The 16,486-nt window shown below is 72.2% G+C and carries 12 protein-coding genes and 1 pseudogene; all 13 read left to right on the plus strand.

All coding sequences use genetic code 11. The features are described 5' to 3' along the window. Nucleotides 1-549: pseudogene (locus ACWEPF_RS00005) on the plus strand (hypothetical protein); the annotation flags it as partial. Continuing rightward, nucleotides 549-1,265, plus strand: coding sequence for a hypothetical protein (locus tag ACWEPF_RS00010; protein WP_452170753.1), 717 nt, complete (start codon nucleotides 549-551; stop codon nucleotides 1,263-1,265). The pseudogene ACWEPF_RS00005 and the gene ACWEPF_RS00010, both read left to right, overlap by 1 nt. 114 nt (nucleotides 1,266-1,379) lie before the next feature. After that, nucleotides 1,380-1,772, plus strand: a complete 393-nt coding sequence (locus ACWEPF_RS00015) for a hypothetical protein (RefSeq protein WP_452170754.1) — start codon at nucleotides 1,380-1,382, stop codon at nucleotides 1,770-1,772. 235 nt (nucleotides 1,773-2,007) lie between these two features. Then, nucleotides 2,008-3,324 carry an efflux RND transporter periplasmic adaptor subunit gene (locus ACWEPF_RS00020; protein ID WP_452170755.1) on the plus strand — a complete coding sequence of 439 codons (1,317 nt, stop codon included), beginning with the start codon at nucleotides 2,008-2,010 and terminating at the stop codon, nucleotides 3,322-3,324. Nucleotides 3,325-3,356: 32 nt separating this feature from the next. Next, a complete protein-coding gene (locus tag ACWEPF_RS00025; protein WP_452170756.1) occupies nucleotides 3,357-4,079 on the plus strand; it encodes an ABC transporter ATP-binding protein in 723 nt (240 codons plus the stop codon). Next, nucleotides 4,076-5,275: an ABC transporter permease gene (locus tag ACWEPF_RS00030; RefSeq protein WP_452170757.1), complete on the plus strand. Its 1,200-nt coding sequence runs from the start codon at nucleotides 4,076-4,078 to the stop codon at nucleotides 5,273-5,275. Before ACWEPF_RS00025 ends, ACWEPF_RS00030 begins: the two co-directional genes overlap by 4 nt. Before the next feature lie 7 nt (nucleotides 5,276-5,282). Further along, nucleotides 5,283-5,951: a hypothetical protein gene (locus ACWEPF_RS00035; RefSeq protein ID WP_452170758.1), complete on the plus strand. Its 669-nt coding sequence runs from the start codon at nucleotides 5,283-5,285 to the stop codon at nucleotides 5,949-5,951. A 133-nt stretch (nucleotides 5,952-6,084) separates the two neighbouring features. Further along, on the plus strand, nucleotides 6,085-6,849 hold the full coding sequence (locus tag ACWEPF_RS00040; protein ID WP_345290587.1) for a response regulator transcription factor: 765 nt from the start codon (nucleotides 6,085-6,087) through the stop codon (nucleotides 6,847-6,849). Nucleotides 6,850-6,866: 17 nt separating this feature from the next. After that, on the plus strand, nucleotides 6,867-8,315 hold the full coding sequence (locus tag ACWEPF_RS00045; RefSeq protein ID WP_452170759.1) for an ATP-binding protein: 1,449 nt from the start codon (nucleotides 6,867-6,869) through the stop codon (nucleotides 8,313-8,315). A 195-nt stretch (nucleotides 8,316-8,510) separates the two neighbouring features. Continuing rightward, nucleotides 8,511-10,049: a cytochrome ubiquinol oxidase subunit I gene (locus ACWEPF_RS00050; RefSeq protein ID WP_452170760.1), complete on the plus strand. Its 1,539-nt coding sequence runs from the start codon at nucleotides 8,511-8,513 to the stop codon at nucleotides 10,047-10,049. Nucleotides 10,050-10,070: 21 nt separating this feature from the next. Then, complete coding sequence (cydB, locus tag ACWEPF_RS00055) at nucleotides 10,071-11,072, plus strand: cytochrome d ubiquinol oxidase subunit II (RefSeq protein ID WP_452170761.1); 1,002 nt, start codon at nucleotides 10,071-10,073, stop codon at nucleotides 11,070-11,072. Nucleotides 11,073-11,099: 27 nt separating this feature from the next. Beyond that, nucleotides 11,100-14,690, plus strand: a complete 3,591-nt coding sequence (cydD, locus tag ACWEPF_RS00060) for a thiol reductant ABC exporter subunit CydD (protein WP_452170762.1) — start codon at nucleotides 11,100-11,102, stop codon at nucleotides 14,688-14,690. Between the two features lie 9 nt (nucleotides 14,691-14,699). Continuing rightward, entirely contained in the window at nucleotides 14,700-16,484 is a 1,785-nt protein-coding gene (locus ACWEPF_RS00065; protein WP_452170763.1) for a GAF domain-containing protein, read from the plus strand. Nucleotides 16,485-16,486: the final 2 nt, after the last annotated feature.

The following is a 16,486-nucleotide window of genomic DNA, read 5'->3' on the forward strand; positions in this document are numbered from 1 at the left end:
GAGCAGCTCCAGCCCGGCCAGTGGCTGGAGACCTCCTCCGGCACCAAGGTTCAGATCGGCAGCATCCGCCGCTTCACCCAGCAGCAGCGTGTTCAGAATCTGACGGTCAGTGACCTGCACACGTACTATGTGCTGGCGGGTGACAGTCCGCTTCTCGTTCACAACTGCAATGTCGGGCTCGGGTACCAGAAGGCGAAGGCCAAGGAGTGGGCCAACGATCAGGGCCTCACCCACTTCATGGACCTGCGCTTCATCGACACCTGGAGCAGCGAGGTGAAGAAGGCCATCGACAACCCCAACACGACGATCCACGTGCTCACGGAGCAGTTCGAAGGAGGCTTCGAAGGGATGGCGACCCGGGGCCTCGCGGGCGGATCGGGTGTTCACGCGACCGCGCAGGAGATGTCCTGGCTCGCTCGGGCCGTGATCGGTGAGCGGCGGTCCTGGGATTCGATCCAGTTCTACGACAAGAGTGGAAAGATCGACCTTCCCGAGCCCCTGTGGCACGAAAGCAAGTGGTACACCGCCTGGACCCTGGAGTGGGCCTGATGACGAACCAGGTGAATCCTCCGGGATCGTCCGCGGAGGATCTCCGTCTCCGCCACTACCCGGATCTCGTGCAGAGCGGAGGGCTTCGGCCGGCGATCCTCGGGGTCGCGGGTGCGCACCGGACCGAGCCGGGAGTCCTCGCGGAGGGCCCGATGCCGTCGGCCTCCCAGTGGAGCGCGGCGGAGTTCGCGTCACCACGGGGAGCCATGCGGGTCAACCTCGGCCATGGCGTCCGCAGGTTCGCCGTCACCCTGGACGGCCACGGGCATGTCTGGGCGAGCGGTAGCACGTCCGACCTGTCCGAGGTGGTCGAGGTGCTGGTGTCGTGGCAGCACGGGGTCAAGCTGAGGGAACTCGCAGCGAGGTTCCCCTTCATGGAGTTCGACCGGCTGAGCCAGGCCTATGAGGACGGCAACGTCGTCGAGGTGCAGTGGGACATCGTCATCGGCGACGACGATTTCCTCCTGTACCGGGAACTGCTTCTGGCCCTGCGGGAGAATGCCGGGCTGCGTGAGTTCTTCCCGTACTTCTCCCACTGGACCTTGAGACTGTCGAAGGACCAGGCGGACGCGGGGGCGGCGGAGATCCTGATCCAGCGGGCGGCCGAGGGGGAGGGCTTCGTCCTCTGGTCGTCATCGGCGCTCGACCACAAGCGCGAGTTCCACGGCGTGGGTGAGGTGCTGCGCGCGGCCGCGTCCCTGGCCGACGAACTGTAGGAACCGCTGAGGGACGCTCGGGCGAGCCGCCACCGACATTCGTGTCGGTGGCGGCTCGCGTCGAGGCATCGGAAGGGTTCCACATCGGTTGGCTCGAGCGGAGGAGAGGAAGCCATGCTTCAGCAGGTTCCCGTGGTGCTCGACGACTACCGGGACATCGAGGGGTTCGACCTGGAGGGTTTCCCGGAGGCCGGGAACTTCGAGGTCGAGCTGTTCGACGATCCTGAGGTCGACGGCCTCTCGCTCCGATTCGTGGACCGCCTGCTGGGCGTCAGTGTGGCGTTTCCCTGGTGGGACCGGTTGGAGGAGTGGAGTGAGGCTGATGTTCCTACTGGAACGATCAGTGAACCCTTCGCCGATCTGGAGCAGGGGTGGCGAATTCTGATCTGGGAGCACCAGGGGTTCGTCTTCGTCATGGAAGGTGACGACGACGTCTTCCACACCTGGATTCGGACTCCCGTGGCGGTCTGGTCCGCGGCATGGCGATCCCGGCTGGGCCGTCCCTGACGTACCGCCGAAGCCGAGTCTGCGCGAAGTTCCCGCGTCGTCGTCCGCCTCTTTCGGGCCCGGACCATGAGTGTTCTGGGCGGAGCCTGGGAGGCGGCTGGGAGTGCGGCGGGGTGCCACCAGGGGAGCGGGAGGTGGGGGCGTGTAGGAGGTGGGGAGCCCTTGGTCAATCTCCCAGTCAGTTCCCAGGTGGGCCACAGGGGTTGGAAAGCGCCGGGGGGCAGGGTGAGGTGCCATGAAGGTGCTTCCTCGGCGGCGGGCCGCCGTCCTCGTGAACTCCGCGCTGGTGGTGGCTCTGGCGGCGGGCGTGGCGGTGGCGTACTCCACCGTCGGTAGTGACAGCGGGGTGGCGGCGAGCAAGCCGCAGACCCGTACGGCCACCGTCACCAAGGGGACGGTGCTGGCCACCGTGTCCGGATCGGGCACCCTGTCGTCGCCCAGCGACGCGGGCCAGGACTTCGTCACTGGCGGGAAGGTGACGGCCGTGAAGGTGGCCGTCGGCGACGTGGTGAAGAAGGGCGACGTGCTGGCCACGGTGGCGACCACCGACGCCCAGCAGCAGGTGGACGCGGCCCAGCGCGCGCTCACCACCGCCAACGCCAACCTCACCAAGGCGGAGACCGGCCAGAAGGTCACCACCACCACGCCGGGCAAGACCGACGAGCGCGGTCAGCAGTCCCAGCCGACCACCACGACCACCACGACGGTGGACGACGCCCAGGTGGCCCAGGCCGAGCAGCAGGTGGAGACGGCGCAGACCCAACTGACCAACGCCAAGGCCGCGTTGGCCGGGACCACGCTGACCGCCTCGACCGACGGCACGGTGGCCTCGGTGGCCGGCAAGGTCGGCGACACCGTCTCCGGCACGGGCGGCAGCGGCGGCAGCTCCGGCAGCGGCAGCAGCGGCACCAAGAGCACCGGGACGGGCACCAGCACCAGCAGTTCGCTCAGCGGGTTCGTGGTGCTGACCAACCCGGCCGGCATGCGGGTCACCGCGAACTTCTCCGAGCTGGACTCGCTCAAGGTGCGGAAGGACGCGGCCGCCACCGTCACGCTGAACGCGCAGTCCGACACCAAGCTCAACGCCAAGGTGCTGAGCGTGAGTTCGCTGCCGAACGGCAGCAGCGGGACCGGCCAGGGCAGCAGCGCGGTGCAGTACGCGGCCGTGCTGGAGATCACCGGCGACACCAGCAAGCTGCGCACCGGCCTCAGCGCCACCATCTCGGTGGTCACCGGTGAGGCGCAGAACGCCCTCTCGGTGCCGAGCGCCGCGCTCTCCGGCACCGGCTCGTCCCGGACCGCGACGGTGGTGAAGGACGACGGTTCGACCGAGCGGGTCCAGGTCACCGTCGGCGTCGAGGGCGACTCCACCGTGCAGGTGACGGAGGGTCTGACCGAGGGCGAGAAGGTGCAGTTGGTGAGCACCACGGTCAGCGGCGGCAACGGCTTCCCGAGCGGCCAGTTCCCCGGCCTCGGCGGCGGTGGCGGTGGCGGCGCCACAGGCGGCTTCGGCGGTGGCACCCGCAACGGCGGTACGGGCGGCGGGCGTTGATCGTGGCAGGCCGGAGCGTGACGGCCCGTCCGGTGATCCAGCTCCGGAACGTGGTGAAGCGGTACGGCAGCGGCGACGCCACGGTGTACGCGCTGCGCGGCCCGGACGGCCCCGACGGGCAGCCGCTCGGGGTGAGCCTGGACATCGCGGAGGGCGACTTCGTCGCGGTGATGGGCAGTTCGGGCTCCGGCAAGTCGACCCTGATGAACATCCTGGGCTGCCTGGACGTGCCCACGTCCGGCCGCTACCTGCTGGACGGCACCGACGTGGGCCACCTGGACGAGGGCCAGCTCTCGCTGGTGCGCAACCGCCGGATCGGCTTCGTCTTCCAGTCCTTCAACCTGGTGCCGCGCACCACCGCGCTGGCCCAGGTGGAGCTTCCGCTGGCCTACGCGGGGGTGCGCAAGGCGGAGCGCCGCAGCCGCGCGCTGGCGGCGCTGGAGCGGGTCGGTCTGGCCGACCGGGCCGGGCACAAGCCGAACGAGCTCTCCGGCGGTCAGCAGCAACGCGTCGCGGTGGCGCGGGCGTTGGTGACGGCCCCGGCCATGCTGCTGGCCGACGAGCCGACCGGGAACCTGGACAGCCGCTCCACCGAGGAGGTGCTCGGCATCATCGAGGGCCTCAACCGGGCCGGCCGCACGGTGGTGCTGATCACCCACGAGGACGAGGTGGCGGCCCGGGCCGGCCGGGTGATCCGGCTGGTGGACGGGGCGGTCGTCTCGGACGTCCGGCAGCACGAGGAGGTGGCGGTGTGATCGTCTGGCAGATGGTGCGGTTCGCGTTCGGCGGGCTGGCGGCCAACAAGGTGCGTTCGGCGCTCACCATGCTCGGGGTGCTGATCGGCGTCGCGGCGGTGATCCTGCTGCTCGCGGTGGGCAACGGCTCCTCGGTCGCCGTGAAGAACTCGATCACGGCGCTGGGCACCAACTCGCTGACCGTGAGCGCCTCCAACCTGCGCGGCTCCACCACGGTGGCCAAGCCGCTCACGGTGAACGACGCCAAGGCGATCGCCCAGGACGGGGCGGCCTCGGTGAAGTCGGTCGCCCCGGTGGTGACCACCTCGGCCGCCGCGAGCTACGGGGACGTCTCGCACACCCCCGGTTCGGTGGTCGGGACCTACCCGGCGTACTTCGAGACCGCCAACCAGAAGGTGGAGAAGGGCGACTACTTCTCCAACGACGACGTGCTCAACTCCCGCAAGGTGGTGGTGATCGGCTCCACCACGGCCAGCCAGCTGTTCGCGCAGGAGGACCCGGTCGGCAAGCGGATCGTGATCGGCGGGACCCCGTTCACGGTGACCGGCGTGCTGAAGACCAAGGGCGCCAGCGGCTTCAACGACCCGGACGACGTGGTGATCGCCCCGCTGCCCACCGTGCAGAACGCCTTCACCGGCTTCGGTTCGGTCAACCAGATCCTGGTGCAGGCGAGTTCGGCCGAGAGCACCACCGAGGCGCAGGCCGAGGTGAGCCGGGTGCTGCTGGCCTCGCACGCCATCGCGGACCCGTCGAAGGCCGACTTCCGGATCTCCAACCAGGCCTCGCTGCTGACCGCCCGGGAGTCCACCACCAAGACCTTCACCGTGCTGCTCGGCGCGGTGGCCGCGATCTCGCTGCTGGTCGGCGGGATCGGGATCACCAACATCATGCTGGTGACCGTCACCGAGCGGACCAGGGAGATCGGCATCCGCAAGGCGCTCGGCGCGCCCCGGGCGGCCATCCTCGGACAGTTCCTCACCGAGTCCACCCTGCTCTCGGTGCTGGGCGCCGGGCTCGGCGTGGTGGCCGGACTGGTCGGTGCCCGCTTCACCATCGTCGGGATCACACCCGTGGTGATCCCCGAGTCGGTGCTCGGCGCCTTCGGCATCGCGGTCGCGATCGGGCTGTTCTTCGGCAGCTACCCCGCCAACCGGGCCGCCGGGCTGCGCCCGATCGAAGCCCTCCGACACGAATAGGAATCCGATGAGCACTCCACAGAACGGCCCGGCGCAGGAGACCGACCCGCTGGCCTCCCCGCCGGACGCCCGGGACATCGCGGCCGAGCTGGCCGCCCCGCCCCGGCGCAAGCTGCCCTGGCCGACCCTGGTGCTGGCCGCCGCGGTGGTGGCCACCCTGGGCTTCGTCGGCGGGGTCCAGTACCAGAAGGGCGAGGGCGGCGGCGGCAACAGCGCCCAGGGCCCGCGGGCCGGGGCGAACCAGGGCCAGTTCCCGGGCGGGTACGGCGGCACGAACCGGCGGGCCGGCGGCCAGAACGGTCAGAACGGACAGAACGGGCAGGGCCTCCCCAACGGCCAGGGCGGCCAGGGCGGTTTCACCCGCGGCACCGTGAAGCAGGTGGACGGCAACACCGTCTACCTCACCGACGCCAACGGGAACACCGTGAAGGTCACCACCACCGACGCCACCAAGGTGCAGCTCGCCAAGCAGGGCAAGGCCTCCGACCTGACCCCCGGTCAGTCGGTGACCGTGGTCGGCACCCCGGACGGCTCCGGCGGCTACGCCGCCACCCAGCTCACCGAGGGCGCGGCCGGAGGTTTCCCGGGCGGCTTCGGCGGTGGCCGCGCGGGTGGGCAGACCGGTGGACAGACGGGTGGACAGGCCGGGGCCCAGCCGGGTCAGGGCACTCCCTGACGGGCCGTGGACGGCCCCCGGAGCGGGGATGGGACGAAGCTCATCCCCGCTTCATGAAACGCGCGTAGCCTCGCCGGGCTATCGTCCTTCGGAGGACAACCGGGGGACAGGCAGACCGGGAGGCGGATCTACGGTGCAAGGGACAGCGACCAGGACGACGGGCCAGCCGGCCGGCACGACCGGCGGCGAGGCGTACCTGCTGGTGGTGGACGACGAGCCGAACATCCGCGAGCTGCTCTCCGCCTCGCTCCGGTTCTCCGGGTTCCGGGTGGAGTCGGCGGCCAGCGGCGAGGAGGCCTTGGCCGCGATCGCGGCCGAGCGCCCTGATCTGGTGGTGCTCGACGTGATGCTGCCGGACCTGGACGGGTTCACGGTGGTGGAGCGGCTGCGCGAGCAGGCGCAGTGGCCGCAGCCGGCCGACCACGTGCCGGTGCTGCTGCTGACCGCCAAGGACGGCACCACCGACAAGGTGCACGGCCTGGCTGCGGGGGCCGACGACTACGTCACCAAGCCCTTCAGCCTGGAGGAGCTGATCGCCCGGATCCGGGCGATCCTGCGCCGGGCCGGCGGCCCGACCGAGGACGGCCGGCTGACGGTCGCCGACCTGACGCTGGATCCGACCGCGCACGAGGTGACCCGGGGCGGGGAGGCCGTCGGCCTCTCCCCCACCGAGTTCAAGCTGCTGCACTACCTGATGGCCAACGTGGGCCGGGTGGTCTCCAAGGCGCAGATCCTGGACCACGTCTGGGCCTACGACTTCGGCGGCGACCTCTCCATCGTCGAGTCGTACATCTCCTACCTGCGCCGCAAGCTCGACGCCGGCCCGTCGGTGCACGGCCCCAAGCTGATCCACACCGTCCGCGGCATCGGCTACGCCCTGCGCAGGCCCCCGCAGTAGCCGGAGCCGGACCCGCCGTGTTCTCGAAGACCTCGCTCCGCACCCGTCTGCTGGTGCTCGTCCTGCTGCTGGCCGCCGCCGGACTGGCCGTCAGCGACGTCGTCGTGCTCGGCACCGTCCGGGGCAACCTGGTGGGCCGGGCCGACGACCAGCTGAAGCGCTTCGGCGAGCAGGTCTCCCGCCGGCCGCCGGACAAGGTGCTGGACGGCGGCCGCCCGCTGAACGAGCGCCGGGTCGCCCTGGCGCTGCCCAGCCAGTACGTGCTCCGCTACCTGGAGGCCGACGGGCGGGTGCAGTCCGAGAACCGGGTGCCGATGGGGGAGGAGACCAACGGGCCCCGGGTGAACGGCCTCGGCCCGGCGGTCGGGCGGGCCTTCGACGCGCCCGCCCAGCGCGGCCACGGCAGTTGGCGGGTGCTGGTGCTGCCGATCGGCAAGAACGCCCTGGCCGCCGCCACCACCCCGGCCGCCGAGACCCCCCGCTACGTGATGGTCTCCATGTCGATGGACGACGTGGAGGACACCGTCGACCGCCTGCAGGCGGCCTTCCTGGCGATCGGCGCGGTGGTGCTGGTCGCCCTCGCCGGGGTCGGCACCTTCGCGGTCCGGGCCGGGCTGAAGCCGCTCAGCCGGATCGAGCAGGACGCCGAGCTGATCGCCGAGGGCGGGCTCTCGCACCGGATGGCCCAGCCCCCGGGGCGGACCGAGGCGGCCCGGCTGACCGCCGCGCTCAACAGCATGCTCGCCCAGCTGGAGTCCGCCTCGGCCGCCCGGGCCCGCTCCGAGGCGCGGATGCGCCGCTTCGTGGCGGACGCCTCGCACGAGCTGCGCACCCCGCTGGCCGGCATCCGCGGCTTCGCCGAGCTGCACCGGATGGGCGCGCTGCAGGACGTGGACCGGGCGATGGACCGGATCGAGTCGGAGGCCGTCCGGTTGGGCACCCTGGTCGAGGACCTGCTCACGCTGGCCCGGCTGGACGAGGAGCGCCCGCTCGACCTGGCCCCGATGGACCTGCGCACCCTGGCGGCCGACGCCCTGCACGACCTGACCGCGCTGGACCCGGGCCGCCCGGTCACCCTGACCGGCCCGGGCGGCGGCGCCGTCCCGCGCCCCGCCCCGGTGCTCGGGGACGAGGCCAGGCTGCGCCAGGTGATCACCAACCTGGTCGGCAACGCGGCCAAGCACACCCCTTCGGGCACCCCGGTGCGGATCGGCGTGGGCCGGACGGAGGACGGCTGCGTGCTCGAAGTGGCGGACGCCGGACCGGGCATGACCACCGATCAGGCCGAGCGGATCTTCGACCGCTTCTACCGGGTGGACGCCTCCCGGACCCGGCAGGAGGGCGGGGGAGCCGGGCTGGGCCTGGCCATCGCCTTCGCGCTCACCCAGGCCCACCGCGGCGAGCTGACCGTCAGCTCGGCCCCCGGTGAGGGCGCGGTCTTCCGCCTCTGCCTGCCCGCCGTCTGACCCTTCCTCAGCCCGGTCCGCCGGTGTGACGGCGACCACGCACCCCCGGTGTTCGAACCGTTCTAAGCATCGGGGATACTCCCCTTGTGAACGTGTTCACGTTCACAAGCGGGCAAGCTTTGCCGGTTTTCCTGGGACGACCTGGTAAAAGTTCTTTTTGTCCGTTATGTGAGCATCGGTCAGGAAGAAGGCGAAGTGGACCTAGCAGTCGCTCACGAGACCGTCGCGCGGTGGCAGTTCGGTGTGACCACCGTCTACCACTTCCTCTTCGTGCCGCTGACGATCAGTCTGGCCGCCCTGGTGGCCGGTCTGGAGACCGCCTGGGTGCGGACCGGCAAGGAGAAGTACTTCCACGCCACCAAGTTCTGGGGAAAGCTCTTCCTCATCAACATCGCCATGGGCGTGGTCACCGGCATCGTCCAGGAGTTCCAGTTCGGGATGAACTGGTCGGACTACTCCCGCTTCGTCGGTGACGTGTTCGGCGCCCCGCTGGCGATGGAGGCGCTCATCGCCTTCTTCTTCGAGTCCACCTTCATCGGCCTGTGGATCTTCGGCTGGGACAAGCTGCCCAAGAAGATCCACTGCGCCTGCATGTGGATGGTGGCCCTCGGCACCGTGCTCTCCGCCTACTTCATCCTGGCCGCCAACTCCTGGATGCAGCACCCGGTCGGCTACGCGATCGACCCGGTCACCGGGAAGGCCCAGCTCACCGACATCGCCCGGGTGCTGTTCCAGGACACCACCGTGGTGGTCGTCCTGCACACCCTCACCGCGGCCTTCCTGACCGGCGCCGCCTTCATGGTCGGCATCTCCTCGTACCACCTCTGGAAGACCAAGCGGTCGGGCGAGAACGACCCCAAGAAGACCGCCGTGATGCGCACCTCGCTGCGGCTCGCCCTGGTGGTCGCCGTGGTCGCGGGCCTCGGCACCGCGCTCAGCGGTGACAGCCTGGCCAAGGTGATGTTCCGTCAGCAGCCGATGAAGATGGCCTCGGCCGAGGCGCTCTGGGACACCGAGGCGCCCGCCCCCTTCTCGATCTTCGCGGTCGGCGACGTCAACGAGGGCCACAACAGCGTCGCGCTGGAGATCCCGGCCATACTGTCCTTCCTCGCCAACAGCGACTTCACCTCGGCCGTCCCCGGCATCAACGAGACCGCCGCCAGCGAGGCCGCCAAGTACGGCGGCCAGCCGCAGGACTACATCCCGAACATCTTCGTCACCTACTGGGGCTTCCGCCTCATGATCGGCTTCGGGATGACCTCCTTCGTGGCCGCGCTGATCGGCCTCTGGACCACCCGGAAGAAGTTCTTCCTGGACCGGGCGTACCGGACCGGGGACGAGGAACCGCCGCGCCTGATGCTCTGGAAGAACAAGGAGCTGGGCCCCTTCCTCACCAAGTGGAGCTGGCGGATCGGCATCCTCACCATGGGCTTCCCGCTGCTGGCCAACAGCTTCGGCTGGATCTTCACCGAGATGGGCCGTCAGCCCTGGGCCGTCTTCGGCCTGATGACCACCGCCGACGCCGTCTCCCCCAACGTCAGCGTCACCATGCAGGTGGTCGCGCTCACCACCTTCACCACCCTCTACGCGATCCTCGCGGTGATCGAGGTGAAGCTGCTGGCCAAGTACGCCAAGGCCGGCCCGGTGACCGGCGAGGAACCGCCGGCCAAGGACCCCACGCTGCGCGGCGGGGACCCCGAGGACGCCGACAAGCCGCTCGCCTTCGCCTACTGATTCGCTGACTGGGGATCTCGGATGCAACTCCACGACGTCTGGTTCGTGCTGATCGCCGTGCTGTGGATCGGCTACTTCTTCCTGGAAGGCTTCGACTTCGGCATCGGCGTCCTGACCAGGCTGCTGGCCAAGGACCGGACCGAACGCCGGGTCCTGATCAACACCATCGGCCCGGTCTGGGACGGCAACGAGGTCTGGCTGCTCACCGCCGGCGGCGCCACCTTCGCGGCCTTCCCCGACTGGTACGCCACCCTGTTCAGCGGCTTCTACCTGCCGCTGCTGATCATCCTGGTCTGCCTGATCGTGCGCGGCGTGGCCTTCGAGTACCGGGTCAAGCGGGACGGCGAGCGCTGGCAGCGGAACTGGGAGCAGGCCATCTTCTGGACCTCCCTGATCCCGGCCTTCCTCTGGGGCGTGGCCTTCGCCAACATCGTGCAGGGCGTGGACATCGACGCCGAGAAGAACTACGTGGGCGGGTTCTGGGACCTGCTCAACCCGTACGCCATCCTCGGCGGCCTGGTCACCCTGGTGCTCTTCACCTTCCACGGCGCGGTCTTCGCCTCGCTCAAGACCCTCGGCGACATCCGGGACCGGGCCCGCGGCCTGGCCCTCCAACTCGGGCTGCTCACCGCCGTGCTGGCGCTGGTCTTCCTGATCTGGACCCAGGCCGACGGCGGCAACGGGTGGAGCCTGGGCGCCATGGTGATCGCGGTGGTGGCCCTGGTCGGCTCGCTGGCGGCGATCCGGATCGGGCGCGAGGGCTGGTCGTTCGCGCTCTCCGGCGTCACCATCGCGGCCGCGGTGGCGATGCTCTTCCTGGCGCTCTTCCCGGACGTGATGCCCTCCACCCTGGACCCGGCGTACTCGCTCACCGTGGAGAACGCGGCCTCCTCGCCGTACACCCTGAAGCTGATGACCGTCGTGGCGGCGGTCTTCACCCCGCTGGTGCTGCTCTACCAGGGCTGGACCTACTGGGTGTTCCGCAAGCGGATCGGCACCCAGCACATCCCCGCCGCGCACTGACGCACCGCTTCTACGGAGAGCCGAGCCATGCCGAAGGACCGCCGAGGGCCCGTCGATCCCCGACTGCTCCGGGAGGCCCGGGCCACCCGGGTCTTCCTGGCCGGGTCGGTGCTGCTCGGCGGGGCGGGCGCCCTCCTGACGGTGGCCCAGGCGAGCCTGATCGCCGAGATCGTGGTGCGGGCCTTCCAGCGGGGGGAGTACGGGCTCACCACCCCGCTCCTCCTGCTGGCGGCCACCGCCCTGGGCCGGGCGCTGGTCGCCTGGCTCACCGAGCTGACCGCCCACCGCTCGGTGGCCCGGGTCAAGTCCGAGCTGCGGCGGCGGCTGCTGGAGCACGCCACCGCGCTCGGCCCGGCCCACCTCTCCACCCGGCGCACCGGTGAGCTGGCCACCCTGGCCACCCGGGGGATCGACGCGCTGGACGACTACTTCGCCCGCTACCTCCCGCAGTTGGCGCTGGCCGTGGTGGTGCCGGCCGTGGTGCTGCTGCGGATCCTCGGCGCCGACCTGACCTCGGCCGCGATCATCGCCGGGACCCTGCCGCTGATCCCGCTCTTCATGGTGCTGATCGGGATGGCCACCCAGAGCCGGATGGACCGTCAGTGGGCCTCGCTGGCCCGGCTGGGCCACCACTTCCTGGACGTGGTGGCCGGGCTCCCCACCCTCAAGGTCTTCAACCGGGCCAAGGCCCAGGCCGAGACCGTCCGCCGGATCACCGACGAGCACCGCCGGGCCACCCTGCGGACCCTGCGGATCGCCTTCGTCTCCTCCTTCGCGCTGGAGCTGCTGGCCACCCTCTCGGTCGCGCTGGTCGCGGTCGGCATCGGCTTCCGGCTGGTGAACGGGTCGATGCCGCTGGAGACCGGCCTGCTGGTGCTGGTGCTCGCCCCCGAGGTCTACTTCCCGATCCGCCAGGTCGGCGCGCTCTACCACTCCAGCGTGGAGGGGCTGAGCGCGGCCGACGAGGTCTTCGAGGTGCTGGAGACCCCGCTGCCGGCCGACGGCACCCGGCCCGCCCCCGACCTGCGGACCTCGGTGGTCTCGGTGGACGGACTGACCGTCGGGGACCGGCTGGCACCGGTCTCGCTGGCCCTGGAGCCCGGCACCGTGACCGCCCTCACCGGGCCGAGCGGGGCGGGCAAGTCCACCCTGCTGGCCGCGCTGCTCGGCTTCGTGCCGGCCGACGGCGGCACCGTCCGGGTGGCCGGCGTGCCGCTGGCCGAGCTGGACCGGGCGAGCTGGCACGCGCAGATCGCCTGGGTGCCGCAGCACCCGTACCTGTTCGCCGGGACGGTCGCCGACAACCTCCGGCTGGCCCGCCCCGACGCCACCGACGCCCAGCTGAGGGCGGCCCTGGCGGCCGCGTACGCCGCCGACTTCGCCACCCCCGAGCTGGTCCTCGGCGAGCAGGGCGCCGGCCTCTCGGCCGGCCAGCGCCAGCGGCTGGCCCTGGCCCGCGCCCTGCTGACGGACCGTCCGCTCCTCCTCCTGGACGAGCCCACCGCCAACCTCGACGGCGCCGGCGAACAGGCCGTGGTCGACGCCCTCGCCGCCCTCCCGGCCACCGGCCGCACCGTCCTCTTCGTCGCCCACCGCCCCGCCCTGCTGGCCATCGCCGACCGTCACCACCACCTGACGGCGGCTCAGCCGCCGCTCGCCGGGGCGGCACCACGGGGTGGGCACGGCGTGGAGCCGGGCGCGCTCGCCCCCGTCGCCGTCCCGGCTCCTGCCGGCTCCGCCGTGCCCGCCCCGGCTCCGCCGGGCTCTGCGGCGGCGTCCGGCCCGGGCGTTGTTTCACGTGAAACCGGGACCGGGCCGGAGCCCGACCCACGGCGGACCGCTGCCGTGCGGCCCCGGCTCACCCTGGCCACCGTGCTCGGGAGCCTCGCCCTCGGGTGTGCCGTGGCGCTGATGGCGACCTCGGGGTGGCTGATCTCGTACGCCTCCGAGATGCCGCCGGTGCTGTACCTGATGATGGCCGTCACCTCCGTCCGGGCCTTCGGCATCGGCCGGTCCGTCTTCCGCTACGCCGAGCGGCTGGTCTCGCACGACGCGGTGCTCCGCGCCCTCGGCGCGGTCCGCACCACCGTCTACCGCCGTCTGGAGCGGCTGGCCCCGACCGGCCTGCCGGCCTTCCGCCGGGGCGACCTGCTGTCCCGGCTGGTGGCCGACGTGGACGCCGTCCAGGACCACCACCTCCGTTGGCGCCTGCCCGCCGCCGTCGCCGCCACCGTCTCGGTCCTCGCCTCCGTCGGACTCGGCCTCTTCCTCCCCGCCGCGGGCCTCCTGCTGGCCGTGGGGCTGCTGCTGGCCGGGGTCGCCGTCCCGGCCCTCGCGGCGCGGCTCTCGGCCCGGACGGAGCGTCAGCAGGCCCCGGCCCGGGGCGAGCTGGCCACCGCCGTGGTGGACACCCTGACCGGGACCGCCGAGCTCACCGTGGCCGGTGCGCTGCCGGCCCGGCTGGCGGTGGCCCGCGAGGCCGACCGGCGGCTGACCGCGCTGGCGGCCGGCTCGGCCGCCGCGCTCGCCCTGGGCAGCGGCCTGATCGCCGCCGTGACCGGCCTGACCGTGGCGGCGGCCGCCGCCCTGGGCGTGCACGCGGTCTCCACCGGTGCGCTGGCGGGCGTCTGCCTGGCCCTGGTGGTGCTCACCCCGCTGGCCGCCTTCGAGGCCGTCTCCGGGATGCCGCTCGCCGTCCTGGCACGGGCCCGCAGCCGGGGCGCCGCCGCCCGGCTGGACGAGCTGCTGGCCGCCGAGCCGCCGGTGGTCGAGCCCGCCGACCCGGTGGTCCCGGCCGCGCCGGGCTCCCGGGTGACGGTCCGCGGCCTGACGGTCCGTTGGCCGGGCCGCACCGAGCCGGCCCTGGAGGGCGTCGACCTGGACCTGGCGCCCGGCCGCCGGGTGGCCGTGGTGGGTCCGTCCGGCTCCGGCAAGACCACCCTGGCGCTGGCGCTGCTGCGCTTCCTGGAGCCGGAGGCCGGGCGGATCGCGCTGCACTGTCCACAGCCTGTGGACACCCGGCGGATGGACTCCGACGAGGTCCGCCGCTCGATCGGCCTGTGCGCCCAGGACGCCCACCTCTTCGACAGCTCGCTGCGCGAGAACCTCCGGCTGGCCCGCCCCGGCGCCACCGACGGGGAGCTGCGCGCGGCCCTCGCCGGGGCCCGGCTGCTGGACTGGACCGAGGGCCTCCCCGACGGCCTGGACACCATGGTCGGCGAGCACGGCGCCCGGCTCTCCGGCGGCCAGCGCCAGCGCCTGGCACTGGCCAGGGCGCTGCTCGCCGGGTTCCCGGTGCTGGTGCTGGACGAGCCGGCGGAGCACCTGGACCTCCCCACCGCCGACGCGCTCACCGCCGACCTGCTGGCCGCCACCACCGACCGGGCCACCCTGCTGATCACCCACCGGCTGGCCGGGCTGGACGGGGTGGACGAGATCCTGGTGCTGGAGGGCGGCCGGGTCGTCGAGCGCGGCGGCTGGCGGGAGCTGACGGCCGATCCGGACGGGCGGCTGACCGCCATGTGGCAGCGGGAGCAGCTGGCCGACGGAGCCCTCGCGTCGATTCCCGAGACCCGCCACGAGCCCGCGCACGGCCCCCTGCAAACCGTCACAAACTAGGCTCAACCCATGGAGACTCCGGAGCAGAGCACCGACCCGACCGCGCACCGCGTGCCCGAGATCGCCTCCCTCGGTCTGGACACGCTGGTCACCGAGGTCTCCGAACGCCTCCAGTCGGCGGCCGCCGTCACGGACCGGATGCAGCGCCTGCTGGAGGCGGTGGTCTCGGTCGGCGCCGGCCTCGACCTGCACGCCACCCTGCAGCGGATCGCCGGTGCGGCCGCCGACCTGGTCGACGCCAGGTACGCCGCCCTGGGGGTGGTCTCCCCGCACAACGACGGGCTCTCCGACTTCATCCACGTCGGCGTCGACGACGAGGCCGCCGCCGCGATCGGCGAACTCCCCACCGGGCGCGGCATCCTGGGCGCGCTGATCGACCAGCCCGAGTCGCTCCGCCTCGCCGACCTCTCGGCCGACCCGCGCTCGGTCGGCTTCCCGCCGCACCACCCGCCGATGAAGTCCTTCATCGGCGAGCCGATCCGGGTCCGCGGCGAGGTCTTCGGCAACCTCTACCTGACCGAGAAGAAGTCCACCTCCGGCGCCTTCACCCCCGAGGACGCCCAGGTGGTGCACGCCCTGGCGGCGGCCGCCGGGGTGGCGATCGAGAACTCCCGGCTGTACGAGGAGGGCCGGCGCCGGGAGCGCTGGATCGCCGGCGCCTCGGCCGTCACCACCGCGCTGCTCTCCACCGACCGGGCCCAGGTCGCGCTCACCGTGGCCGCCGAGCAGGTCCGCGAACTGGCCGACGCCGCCCTGGGGATGATCCTGCTGCCGACCGGCGACGGTCAGATGCGGGTGGCGCACGCCTCCGGGGAGAAGGCCGAGTTCGTCCAGGGCGAGCTGCTGCCGCCCAGCAGTTTCGCCGCCGAGCTGCTGCGCGGCGAGAGCGTCTACCTGGACGACATGTCCACCGACCCGACCGTGGTGATCCGGCTGGCCCGCTCCTTCGGCGCCTCGATGGCGGTGCCGATGATCGCGGCCGGGCGGGTGCTCGGCGGCCTCTCGGTCTGGCGCAGTGCCGGGGCCCCGCCGTTCACCGAGTCGGAGAAGCAGCTGGCCGAGGCCTTCGCCTCGCAGTCGGCACTGGCCCTGCGGCTGGCCGAGGGGCAGCGTGACCAGCAGCGCCTCGCGGTCTTCCAGGACCGCGACCGGATCGCCCGGGACCTGCACGACCTGGTGATCCAGCGTCTCTTCGCCACCGGGATGATGCTGGAGGGCGCGGCCCGGCGGGCCCTGGTGCCCGAGGTGAAGACCGGCATCGGCAAGGCGGTGGACGAGCTGGACGCCACCATCCAGGAGGTCCGCACCACCATCTACGCGCTCCAGCACGACGACCACGGCGACGAGCCCGACAACCTGCGCACCCGGGTGCTGCGGGAGGGCAGCCAGGCCGCCGCCGCGCTGGGCTTCAAGCCCTCGATGACCTTCACCGGCCCGGTGGAGAGCCTGGTCGGGGAGAAGACGGGCCGTCAGCTGCTGGCCGCCCTGCGCGAGATGCTCTCCAACGCGGCCCGGCACGCCCGGGCATCCCGGGTCGGCGTGGAGCTCGACGCCACCGTCCACCTGGACGCGGAGGGCCACCCGCTCTCCGGCGACCCGGAGGCGGCGGAGCGGCCCGGCTGGCCCGGCGTCCTGCTCACCGTCACCGACGACGGCGTGGGCATCCCGGACGGCGGGCGGCGCAGCGGGCTGAAGAACCTCACCCGGCGGGCCGAGGTGCTGGGCGGCGACGCCTGGCACGAGCCCGGCCCGGACGGCCGGGGCACCCGGGTCCGCTGGTCGGCCCGGCTCTGACC

The sequence above is a fragment of the Kitasatospora sp. NPDC004289 genome (assembly GCF_053602875.1).